General features: G+C 46.1%; 6 protein-coding genes. 1 reads left to right on the forward strand and 5 read right to left on the reverse strand.

Annotated elements, in window-relative coordinates:
- Nucleotides 1-231: 231 nt before the first annotated feature.
- The 5 genes from pgmB to F6J99_RS33180 all read right to left on the reverse strand — a co-directional run bounded on the left by pgmB (nucleotide 232) and on the right by F6J99_RS33180 (nucleotide 9,581).
- Nucleotides 232-3,213: a beta-phosphoglucomutase gene (gene pgmB, locus F6J99_RS33160; RefSeq protein WP_293119440.1), complete on the reverse strand. Its 2,982-nt coding sequence runs from the start codon at nucleotides 3,211-3,213 to the stop codon at nucleotides 232-234.
- Nucleotides 3,214-3,587: 374 nt separating this feature from the next.
- Nucleotides 3,588-3,815 carry a hypothetical protein gene (locus F6J99_RS33165; protein WP_293119442.1) on the reverse strand — a complete coding sequence of 76 codons (228 nt, stop codon included), beginning with the start codon at nucleotides 3,813-3,815 and terminating at the stop codon, nucleotides 3,588-3,590.
- A 290-nt stretch (nucleotides 3,816-4,105) separates the two neighbouring features.
- On the reverse strand, nucleotides 4,106-6,526 hold the full coding sequence (locus tag F6J99_RS33170) for a sucrose synthase (protein WP_293119443.1): 2,421 nt from the start codon (nucleotides 6,524-6,526) through the stop codon (nucleotides 4,106-4,108).
- A gap of 553 nt (nucleotides 6,527-7,079) precedes the next feature.
- The gene (locus F6J99_RS33175; protein WP_293119445.1) at nucleotides 7,080-9,320 is read right to left on the reverse strand and encodes an amylo-alpha-1,6-glucosidase; all 2,241 of its coding nucleotides are present in this window, start codon (nucleotides 9,318-9,320) and stop codon (nucleotides 7,080-7,082) included.
- Between the two features lie 78 nt (nucleotides 9,321-9,398).
- Complete coding sequence (locus F6J99_RS33180) at nucleotides 9,399-9,581, reverse strand: hypothetical protein (protein WP_293119447.1); 183 nt, start codon at nucleotides 9,579-9,581, stop codon at nucleotides 9,399-9,401.
- 347 nt (nucleotides 9,582-9,928) lie between these two features.
- Between F6J99_RS33180 and F6J99_RS33185 the strand changes: the two genes are divergently transcribed.
- A partial coding sequence (locus F6J99_RS33185; protein WP_293119449.1) for a M61 family metallopeptidase occupies nucleotides 9,929-11,485 on the forward strand: 1,557 nt, incomplete at its 3' end.

The following is an 11,485-nucleotide window of genomic DNA, read 5'->3' on the forward strand; positions in this document are numbered from 1 at the left end:
TCGGGGACGCGCGCGGGAAACCTCAAAGACGAATAAGACCGTCCCTGATTTGAGTTGAGAATTGGAAGCCCCAACCTCAGCGTTCGCGTAGCGTGACCAAAGGTCAAGCAGGTTGGGGTACTTCACTCGGCACTTGCTACTCAGTACTCAGGACTATAACTAAAAAAATATGGCTGGGTGAATTAGACTTCACCCAGCCAATTTAGTTCCAAATATTTAGTTTTAAATACCCTAACAAGGAATTAAACGATTCCCTGCCAATTGTTTGTGGAGGTTGCTCCAGTGTACGCCTTCGAGACTGGGTAACACCAGGTGAGCTGCTCCAACTCGTTCAACTGGACCAAGTCCTACAGCCCACATACCAGCAGCTAGAGCGGCTTCGACACCAGACCCGGCATCTTCTACTACTACACAATAAGCGGGTTCCAATCCCAACTGCTGTGCTGCGTGCAAGAAGAGATCTGGTGCTGGCTTAGAGCGGGTCACACTGTAGCCGTCAGAAATTGAATCAATGCGATCGCTAATACCCAATCGTTCCATAACTTCCTTGGCATTTTTGCTACCGGAGCCAATCGCAGCTTTTATACCAGCTTCCTTGAGTTCAGTCAGTAACTCTAGAGCTCCAGGTAGTAAGTCAGCCTTAGAGATGTTCTTGATCAGTTCCAAATAGTACTTATTTTTGCGATCCATCATCTCTTGGAGTTGGTCTTCTGTAGCTGAGCGACCGTTCAGAAGTGCCATCAGGGACTCTCGACGTGAAAGGCCCCGCAGTGCTTCGTTGGCCTCGCGATTAAAGGGAATACCCTGTTCATCGGCTAGTTTTTGCCAAGCTTGGTAATGATATTCTGCGGTATCGGTGATTACGCCATCTAAGTCAAAAATCACACCCTGGATTTGAGCTGGAGAGCCGGGGGGTCGAGAACTTGGGGAGATGGTAGCCTCAGATTGTGCTGTTTGAGTACTGGTTTCTGGATTGAGATCAAACTCGTACTTCTTTCCACGCCATTGCAGCTTAAACTTGAGACGTGTCCAGCCCGGTAGGAAGTGGGGAATAGCAACAGGTCCATTGTCTGTGAACTTGATCCCAGCGCATCCAAAGATTATAGCTTGCCATACACCACCACCGGAAGCACCATGAATTCCTTCATGAGCGTTACCCCGCACATTTTCGAGGTCTACCATCGCTGCCCGCATAAAGTGTACATAAGCTTCCTCGGTCTTTCCTAATTCACAGGCGAGGATGGCGTGAACCGCAGGACCGAGGGACGAACCATAGGTGTGATCGGTGCGAGGAGAATAGTAGTCCCAATTTCGTTGCAAAATTTCTCGGTATTTCTCTGGATCAGAGGTTACGCCGTACTGCTCCCGCATCAGGTATAGCAACATCAAGACATCGGGCTGCTTGAGCACTTGCTTTTTACTTGCTCCCTCAATGCCAAGGAGAGCCTGCATGGAACGGGTACGTGGCTCGTAATCTTCCAGGTTAATATCTTCAATTTGGAAGAACCCCTCACACTGTTCGATTAAGTCCTTTTCATGGTCATAGGGTATCCACATCCGACGGATAATTTCAGACCACAGACTAACTCGGCTTGGGGTTAGCTCCAGTGTTTCTTCGAGTTCTTTAGCTTTCTGTGGATGTTCCCGACGCAACCAGTCTAGGACGAACTGAGCAGTCTCTAGGTGCCATTGAACCATGCGGTTGGTGAAGGCATTGTTGTCTATCCCTTCGTGGTATTCATCCGGACCAATCACATCCCGGAGTTCATAGCGTTCCCGTTTACCATTCCACTCAACCCGAGTTCCCCAGAATACCGCTGTATCTAGGATAATCTCAGCACCGTAGTTTACCACCCAGTCATCATCACCGGTAGCCTGCCAATATTTCCAGATACCATAGACGACATCAGTAGTGATGTGCAGTTCGCGATCGCCACACCAAATTCGGATCGGGTCTCCATCCTTCTCAGCAGAGAGAACCCAGCGAGGGGTTACTTCGTCACCGGTGTCAGCACTTTCCCAGGCGTAAACGGCTCCCGGATAGCCCTGAAGCTTAGCTTTACGCCTTGCCCCAGGTAAAGTATGGTAACGGTAGGTCAGCAAATTCTTGGCAATCTGGGGCTGAGTTAATATCATCAGCGGCAGCATAAAAATTTCTGTGTCCCAGAAAACGTGACCCCGATAGCCAAAACCAGAAAGGGTTTTAGCGGGAATATTCACCCGGTCATCATGACGAGGAGCACTAATGAAAAGTTGGAACAAATTGTAGCGTATAGCAATCTGAGCGTTGAGGTCCCCTTCAATGACAACATCACTATCTTGCCAAATCTTATCCCAAGCTGCCTCATGTCGAGAGAATAGGGTTAGATAATCTGGTTGGTTCACCAGGTGTTCCTGGGCTACCTTTTCTGGGGTTTCGGTGTCCCGAGATGTGAACACAGTAATTACTTTATCCAGGGTGACTAGCTGTCCTGAGCGCACTTGTAAGCTAGTAGCTAAGGTGGGGTGACCTTCACAACCCTTTAGCTGTATTTTGGCATCATCAACACCACTTACACTGACTCTCGAAGCCATACCCAGTTCGATACCCGTATGACGGGTGCGAACGTGTAACCAGATACCTCCTTCTGATGTCTGGTTAGTTCCGGTTGAAATCTGACCCTGTTTCAACCATTCCCAGTGTAGCACCCCTTGGTTATCTGGGTAGCCATTGATGCTGGCTTGAATTTCGATGGCTCCATCGAAATCCACCGGAGTGATTTGAAAGCGAAGGGCTAACACATGGTCATCAGCCATACTGGCAAAACGCTCGACATGGATATCGATAGTCTTACCACCAGGACTACGCCAACGCAAATCACGAGTTAGCTTGCCTCGATGCAGGTCAAGTTGACGTTCGTAGTGCAAGATCTCGCCTTGATCAAGACGAAAGCGTTCACCTTCTACAACGATCACGATCGGTAGCCAATCAGGACAATTAGCCAGTTCAGTATAGACAACTGGCACATCGTCGTAGACACCATTAATCAATGTCATTGGCCATGCACCGTGATACCCTTCCTCAAAGCTACCTCGGGTACTGAGGTAACCATTGCCAATGGTAAAAACGGTTTCCTTGTAGTGCAATTGAGTCGGATCAAACTTGGTCTCAGTTACTGTCCAGTCGCTGTAGATGTGGTTAGAGCTAGATGGGGACGATACTTTGGCATCCATAGTTAGTCGTTAGTGTTGCTGTGGTCGGTGGTTCCTTGAGTGAGGTCAAGCGCTTCCCTTCGCTTGTGGGGCAAACGGGTGTAGGGTAATGGGAGTTGGAGATAGGGGTGATGGGGGTGTGAACAGAAGATGGCAAAACGCCACCCTTGAAACTCGGATCACTAACACCAAATTTTGCCCATACCCCATACCCGACAATCTAAACCCCTGCTGTCAAGGGAAGGCTACTAGCAATTAATTGAAATACTTATTGGCTCAGGCAAATTGCCCATAATTAGTGAATTCACTAATAATTATGCGATTTCCGCATTAACTGACACATCAACAAATCTTTGGTTAGCTGTTGGTAGCCGACATCGGACGATAAGTTGAAGTCAGTGAAGGATAGGAGGCTTAATAACTAGTAATTTCTCTAAGTAGTAATTTCTAGAATCAGCCTCCATGATTGCACGGGTTTTGTAAAAGCGATGCAGCGCCGACCTGCGGGGGTTTCCCCCATGAGCGACTGCATCAAGACACTGAGATATAGGAGTAACGTTTGCCGGACTTAGTCCTGCTTCCGCGAAGGGCAATGTTGTAAAGGCTTGTTGGGCTAGCAGCACATTTTTCCCTCACCTTAACTACTAGGGACAGGGCTACGAACTGGGGGTCATTCGTAGGTGTCGTAACCATTACAAAGAGCGGAATAATCTCCATCTCAGTGGATCTTAGCTAGGAAATTCCGGATTAAGCGGAAATTACCAGGAAATTAACTAAGAGTGAGTTCTTATTAGCTTAAAATCAGTAGAACTTGAATGCTTTTAAGCATTACTTTAGAAACAGTCAGCTCAACCATTAAGTTGTGATGCTTTCTGCTCCCCCTCCTCACTTTTTTATAGCCCATAATCTCTGATTAACGCGAGCTATGCTTGGCTAGTAAGTTTGTCGCTCTGGGTTTGTAAATCAGATAGAACAAAGCTTCTAGGTAGCGCAGCAGAGTTTCTCGGCTTTCTTTAGAGGTTTCACTCCAGAATCCGTAAATTTTGGCGAGTGAGAGGAGCTGCTTGGTATGCAACTGCCAATTGTATTTATCCCGAACTCGCTTGATACCTGCTTGAGAAATTTTCTGCCAATAGTCAGGGGTGTGTTCGCACTTTGAGATAAATTCCTGGATTTTTTCGGCAGTCCCTTGCAAGTCTGTGGGATTAATGAGAAACCCATTATCGCCGTTTTGAATAATCTCTGATGGTCCACCAAATTGAGTGGCAAATGTTGGTAAACCCGAGATCATGGCTTCTAAAACCGTGAGACCAAAGGCTTCAAAGCGAGCAGGATGGACTAAAATTCCCCCCAAATCAGCAATGACTCGGTAGGATTCGCCGATATCGGGGGTGGTCAGACGTAGTCCGATCCATCGAATTTTGCCTTGAAGATGGTATTGCTTAATTAGCTGGTTGAGCTTCTCGATTTCGCCTTTCTCTTCTGGATCAGTGGCGTCCTCAACCCTGACATGGCTAGTGATTAAAATTAGGTTGCACTGTTGCTGAAGTTCTTTGGAACTAGCAAAGCATTCCACTAAGCCAGTCAGATTCTTGATTGAGGTTAGGGGCGCAATGCTGAGAATCGGGCGCTGCTTAGGACTGTTGAGATAGCCGATAATTTCGGGGTCTTCCTTGGTCAACAGCAAGTCTTTAACCCGTTCACTGTCGTGGGCAATCCGGTCTGATGTCTGAGTGTAGGGAAAGAAAATGTTTTCGTTGACCCCTGGTGGTACCACATTAAACTTGGGGCTGAATAACTCAATCCCATTCACCACATGATACAGTTCAGGCATACTGAAAGACTTGTAAGACTCGTAGTAGCCTACACTGTTTGGTGTTCCCACAAGCTCCTCATAGGTACTGGTCAGAATGAAATCTGCTGAATTCATCGCAATTAAATCAGCGGTGAATTGTATGGAGAAGTTGTATTGGGACTCAAAGTCTTTCCAGTAGAGGTCACTAAACAGATATTTAGGCTTTTCCATGGTGTGAGCAATACTGCCATGGATAGCGTTTAGGCGTCTCGCCAGCAGAAACGCAACTAAACTCCCATCGGAATAGTTTCCGATAATTAAGTCTGGACTACCCTGGAATTCTTCTAGCAGGGCTTTTTCTGAATCTAAGGCAAAGGATTCGAGATAGGGCCAGATCTCAAATTTGGAAATCCAGTTTTGAGTGACGTTTGGGTTAAATTCCTGGAAAGGAACCCGCAAAATCCAACCGTTGCTGGTGCCTTGGATTTTTTCTAGGCGTAGATTGCACTGGGTACCTTCACAGTTGGGAATTAGGCGAGTCAGAACGATCACCTTTGGTTCGACGCCCAGAACGTCAAGACCTGAGAGTTTAATATTGTTTTGGATGGTTTGTTCCAGGCTACTGGCTTGGTCGATGACGTATGCCACTTGACCAGCGGTTTCGGGAAGACCCAAGACTCCTTCTTGGCCAACCCAGCCATGAACGGAAACCAGAACAACCCGAAAGATCAGGGGAATACGAGAAATAAAGGCTTCGAGTACTGCATGATCAGGAGCGTCCATTAACCGCTCAAGGAGTTCTAGGGTTTCGCGCACCCGACCAGCAGTGTTACCCCAACCTGCTTCAAAACCGAGAACTTGAAGCTCGAAGCGAAACTTTTCATAGGGGGTATGAGCTGGTAGATCCCCGACTAATGTTAGTGCTTCCTTAAGCTTGTCAAAGAGTTGGGTCGTTGAGTCAATTCGGTTGTTGAGCAGTAATGGCGTCTGGTCGTAGTGGTGTGCTCGTAAGTTTTTCAACAGCTCTTCTAGCCATTGCTTAGAGTCAGCAAATAATTGGCTAGATAAGTAACGGTTAAGAAACTCCAGTCCATTGCCAATCTTTCTCGGGTCACGAATTGTAGGAGTATTTTTGTAAAACGGACCAACATCAATTTCTAGCAGACCCCCTTTTTCTGGGAAGTAGCGCTTAACCCAGCGATCGCGTAAGCTTAGTAACTCCTCCACTGGCATTGGTTCAAAACTGGCCAAATCCGCTGCTAGCCGATAGATTTCTTGAGAAGCAACCCTTGTCCGCAGGAGAAGCCAAAGGTTTTTCTCTTCCAGAATAATTTCGTGGGTATAGTTCAGTAGTTCGGCGATAGAGGAAGTTCTTTTAAAGTAAGCAGGCTTGTCATGAGTAGTGCAGTAATTATCAAACGCTTGCAGAATCTGATTCCTTAGAAAGTACTGCTCTTGTTCAGATCGCAGTTGGCTGATAAACTGACGCAAATCAGCTTTCTCGTTACTTTGGAGAACAGCTCGTAACAAACTAGACATAGTAACTTAGCGTGTCTTGTCCATGGTGGGTCTGTAACCTACTCCCGCTGTAGCCCTTGGCTAGCAGGGAGTAGGATTGTCGTCGGAGATTGGCTCACTCCTTGGGATCTTCAGGCAGTGGGGCAATCGCTTACCCCACTATCGTTATTTGAATTAGGGCGGGGTGTGCCAAGCTTTAAGTAAGCAACCGCCATAATTACATGATTCCCCTAGATCGACAAGGCAGTTGGAAAATACATGGAAACAATTAAGCTTTTAATTATGATTAAAATAATTTTGCTAGGTGTGCTTGACCCATGAAGAATTAAATTCGCCACAGGTTGCACCTGCCGATACCCCACCTACACTCAAACACCCTGAACAATAGGTTTCAACTCCCACGCACTAATGGTCAAGACAGCTTGCCAATCATCGGCACGAGCGCAAGTATAAAGGAAGTGCGTGGGAGATCAGCGCTCAGTGGTAAGGGTCAATTCTATGAAAGCCTTACCTTTGTCAAATCGGACAAATTTATAGCGCTATGCTTTGTCTTTTCCCTTTGCCATTAACTGGATTAGCTTTCGATCACAACCGTGAGGTTACCGGAATTTTTGACCACTTTACAGGTGGTGGTTGTGTCAGCTCGTTCCAATTGCAAGTCTAGCACCGTTGAGCCAATCCGCAAGTTACGAACTAAGAGTTGATTGATAAAATTTGGTAAAGTTGGTTTGAAAATATGTAAATTGTTTCCTGGAGCTACGGCGCGCAAATTCACCATCATTTGCAGCAGTTGGAAAATACTGCCAGTTGCCCAGGCTTGGAGAGGACAGGCTCCTGGATACTTGACCGGAGAGCTGTTGGGAGTGCGCTGGTAACCAGAGAATAGTTCTGGAGGACGATAGTAGGGTTGCTCAACTGTCATGTCAATCATGCCTTTGGCAATTTCTAAGGCTTGATCGACTTGATTTAGCGTACGCAATCCCAGCGCAATCAAGGAATTTTCGTGAGGCCAGACTGAGCCCACATGATAGCTGATCGGGTTGTAAGCAGCGGATTGATTACTGAGGGTACGAATCCCCCAACCATTGAACATATCTGGTTCTAACAGCCGCTTTGCTACACTAGCTGCTTTTTCTGGAGTAAAAATACCCAATGACAAGCAATGACCAGGATTGGAGGTTATGCTATCTACGAGTTTACCTTCTCCATCTAGTGCTAAGGCACAGAAGTCTAGGTCGTCTAGCCAAAAATCCTGATTGAAGCGTTGCTTGAGCTCCTTGGCTTGGTTTTCCCAACGCTCGGCTAAATCAATTCGCTGCTTGATCCTGGCCAGATGGCTTAGCCTAACTTTAGCGCCATAGACATAAGCTTGGACTTCGCATAATGCGATCGCTCCCGTTGCTAGGGAACCATCACGAGTGACCATGGAATCACCGGAATCCTTCCACCCTTGATTACGCAAACCCTTTTTGGATTGGCGCTGATAACAGAGATAGCCGTTTTGCTGAGATTGACGATCAATCCAATCCATGGCAGCCAAAGCATTAGGCCAAAGCAAGTCTCGGGTAGTTGTGTCATTGGTCCAAGCATAGTACTCGGCATAGAGCATCAGCCACAGTGGGGTAGCATCAACTGTACCGTAGTAGGGAGTGTGAGGAATTTCCCGACAGCGAGCCAATTCCCCAACCCGGAGTTCATGCAAAATCTTACCCGGTTGCTCATCCCGCAATGGGTTATCCTCTTGGCCTTGGTACTGGGCTAAAATTTCCAGAGTCCTAAGAGCGATAGTAGGGTCAAGGATTAAGGTTTGTGAGGCAGCAATTAAGGAATCTCGGCCAAACAAGGTGGAAAACCGAGGTACTCCTGCGGAAAGAACTGTGCAGCCATTAATAGTCTGCCTGAGTAAAAAGATGTCTCGTGTTGCCCGAGAAATCAATTGGTTAACGGTTTCATTATCGCAGCTAATGTGAGTTACCTGTTTATACCATTCCTGGTTTTGGAGTAAGTTAGCGGTCTTAGCTTGTTCAAGGGTAGTTGGAGGTTTAGCTGTAGTGATTCGCGCTTTGTGGGTGACCAGTTCCAGTCGATAGCCTAAGGTTTCAGTAGCGCCAGGCTTGAGGCACAACTCCCAAACCGCTGTGTTCCCTTTGTAGGTGTCTGGGAGACGGTGCATCAAGTGGATCTGAGATTCAATCAGGGAGTTATCGAGTCCCTGGTAAGCTAGGTTGATGGTATTGGTGTTGAACTCAGTTAGGGTTAGCAGCGTTTCTAAATCCATATCAGGTGGTAGTAAACGCAGGTGAGTTCCCCGTTGCTGTCGCTGATGACCCCGGACTTCAAACCAGTCTTTAAAATCGGCATCAAAACTGAGGCTGACGCTGAAGCTAAGGGGTTGAGTGTCGTAATTGGTGATTACAATTTCTTCCCATAAGCCACCATGGAGGGCTAGCTGCCGCTGAATGCCTAGGGTTTTTGGAGGAAGATTAGGTGAACGGGGATTGCAACACATGACCGATAGGACAAATCCTTCCTCAGCACTGCTACTAAGGGGAATGGGGAGTTGCCCTTCAATTTGTAACTCTAAGCGAGAGAGAAAGCGGGTATCTTGACAAAATAATCCGGTTGTGCTATTAGTTTCGTTTTCTAAGTTCCCCGAAATATTCCCTAGGGTATCTGTGATTAAAAACAGGTCATCTACTTTGAGAGGAAGGGTTGGTAGAGGTTGGTTTGTGGTGAGCCGAGGCCATTCGGTCATCGACAACTGCTCGGTAGGAAGGTATCGTCTACCATCTCGTTCGATAATCTGTAAATCCATAAAATCAGCGCTGGGGCTTTCGGTTTAACTAGTGGTGGACGCTTGGGGGATGTCATAAGTCTCTCTCTACCGCTGTTGTCAGGGTCGGGAGACATCGAGATTACCCAAGTTAATTATCAATTGTTTTGGACAGGTCGAGGATTCAAGATTTAGTAAAGGGAGTAGGGAATAGGGAATAGGGAGTAGGGAATAGGGAGTAGGGAGTAGGAAGTAGGGAGCAGGGAACAAACATTCTCTAAATTGATTTAGGATTGCTATCAAATCGGATATTACCAAAAAATACAAAATTTTAATTACTGTCTAAAAGGTTATTTATTTTTCATATTTTTTTAAAATAAATTGATAATTATTTACTTAGTAAAAATACAATTATTTACAAAGTTTACGTGTCTATAATTACCTAAACCCAAGGCTGATTTATCATAACACCAAAAACTCTGCTCTCTTTCCTACTATTCCCTATTCCCTGCTCCCTATTCCCTATTCCCTATTCCCTATTCCCTATTCCCTATTCCCTATTTCCTCTATGTTTACATCTCAAATGAAAATGCTATCTGCTCAGAGGATTGCTACCCTTAGAGCTAAATGGTAATCCCTAATCTTGAGTAATGACTGAAGCAAGAACTATTTTTCGGAGCAGCACAACCACTAGTACCCTAGCTATTCACTACCATGTCGCTATGCCTCAGCCTCAATCCCATCTGTTTGAGGTAACGCTACAAGTGGAAGGCTGGGAAGCCCCTTTGTTAGATTTAAAGATGCCCGTTTGGACTCCAGGCTCTTACTTAGTGCGGGAGTATGCTCGACATTTACAAGATTTCTCTGCGGATAACGGTAATCCTACCCAGTCTTTACCGTGGCGGAAACTGGCCAAGAATCATTGGCTAGTGGAAACTGGTGATGCGTCGGCTATCACTGTGCGTTATCGTATCTTTGCTAATGAATTAACGGTACGCACTAATCACCTAGATGCTAGCCACGGCTATTTTAATGGTGCTGCTCTGTTCTTCTTCATCCCAGGATTTGAACAACACCCTTGCCAGGTTACTATCGCGCCACCTCATCCCGATTGGCGGGTGACTACACCTTTACCAGCAGTGTCAGGCAAATTTAATACCTTTGAGGCAAGGGATTTTGATACCTTAGTCGATAGTCCCTTTGAAATTGGTGATCATAAGCTCTATGACTTTGAGGTTTTGGGCAAACCCCATCAATTGGCCATCTGGGGAGAGGGGAATGCTGACCCAAAGCGGATTATTGAGGATACTACAAAGATTATCAAGGTAGAAGCTGAGCTGTTTGGGGGTTTACCTTATGACCACTATTTGTTCTTGCTCTATCTAACGGCTAGTGGCTTTGGGGGATTGGAACATAAGGATAGTTGTTCGTTAATTTACTTGCGCTTTGGTTTTCGGGCAAAGGATAAGTACAATCGCTTCTTGCAACTGGTGGCTCATGAGTTCTTTCACTTGTGGAATGTTAAGCGGATTCGACCATTAGCCCTAGAAACGTTTGACTATGAAAAGGAAAATTATACGACATCGTTGTGGTTTTCTGAGGGAACAACCAGTTACTATGACTTATTAATTCCCCAACGAGCCGGTATCTATGATGCTAAGACGTTGTTAGAGAATTTGAGTAAAGAAATTACTCGGTTTTTAACTACACCAGGACGTAAGGTGCAGCCACTGGATGAGTCGAGTTTTGATGCTTGGATTAAGCTTTATCGACGGGATGCTAACAGTGATAATAACCAAATTTCCTATTATTTGAAAGGGGAAATGGTGTCATTATTGCTGGATTTGTTAATCCGGGAGCGCCATGGAAATAAGCGATCCCTTGATGATGTGATAAGAATTATGTGGGAGCAGTTTGGTAAAGGGGAAATTGGCTTTACTCCCCAACAACTGCGAGAGGTAATAGAATCCGTAGCAGAGCTAGATTTAAGTAATTTCTTCTCGAAGACTATTGAGGGTAAGGGGGAATTGCCCTTCAATGAGTATCTCAAACCCTTTGGCTTACAAGTGGTGGCTGTGGATGAAGACTCTGTGCCTTACTTGGGGGTGAAGGTGAGAACTGACAATGGTCAGGACTGGATCCAGTTTGTGGAGATGGATTCTCCTGCGGCAGTGGCAGGAGTGGATGCTGGTGATCAGTTACTGGCA

Source organism: Moorena sp. SIO4G3 (genome assembly GCF_010692305.1).
Taxonomy (GTDB): domain Bacteria; phylum Cyanobacteriota; class Cyanobacteriia; order Cyanobacteriales; family Coleofasciculaceae; genus Moorena; species Moorena producens_A.